1 protein-coding gene is annotated in these 840 nt (G+C 58.9%); it reads left to right on the forward strand.

Annotated features, from left to right (window positions below; genetic code table 11):
• Positions 1 to 328 (forward strand): hypothetical protein (locus tag F1381_RS29325; RefSeq protein ID WP_425495305.1); only part of this gene is annotated, 328 nt, incomplete at its 5' end.
• Positions 329 to 840 lie beyond the last annotated feature (512 nt).

Here is an 840-nt window from a genome sequence, read left to right on the forward strand (position 1 = left end):
ACCAGCATCAACGTCAAAGCAGGACAAGAACGCTGCAGCAGAACGCGAGGCCCTTGTGCGTGATCTCGTCCAAAGGGGGCGAAGTGCTGGAGTACTTGTCGTGCTAGCGACACAGCGTATGACAGCGGATGTCATCCCTTCAGGTATCAGGGATCTATGCGGCGTAAAAATGGTGGGACGCGTAACGCGACCGGAAGACGCGCTGCTTGTGCTGGGTGTGCGCCCAGGAGACGGAGAGCCTGACCCTCTACGAGCCAAGCCAGGGCAGTTCGTCGTCGACGACGAGTGCCATCCGATGCGGATGGTACAGGTCTACGGACCCAGATAAGCCAGCTCTGGGGTCTTCGACAGTGGCAGAGCGGCCGCAGCCGGATCTCCCAGCGGGAGGACGCCGGCGCAGGACGCGGCGCCGCGAAAGAAGACCCCAGGAAGCGCCCGATAGGGCGCCGGCCACTACCTAGAAACAGCGCATCAAGGACGATTTCTCAGTGGCAAGGCGGCGAATGCCGCCGCGGCAGCAGATAGGTGCCGGCTAGTGTTACCCCGGCACCTCTGTAGCGTGTATCAACCCAGCTCAGAAAGGGTATTCAGGTGAAGCAATGCGTAGCAAACGTTGTAGCAAGACTACGCAGTCCCGGTCATGGATGGCCACGATATCAGCAGAAAAAATGAGCCGAAAGGAGATAGAAGAAGCACTAGCCTCATACACCTACCTAGGCCAGCTCGAAGAAGGTTCCGCAGATGGATACCGCCACTGGCAATTGCTCATCGACGGTGGAAACTCCCCGATCCGGTTCTCCACACTCAAAAATAAACTGCCCACGGCGCATCTGGAACCCC

It is taken from the genome of Paenibacillus tengchongensis, from assembly GCF_008973665.1.
Taxonomy (GTDB): Bacteria; Bacillota; Bacilli; order Paenibacillales; family Paenibacillaceae; genus Paenibacillus_AQ; species Paenibacillus_AQ tengchongensis.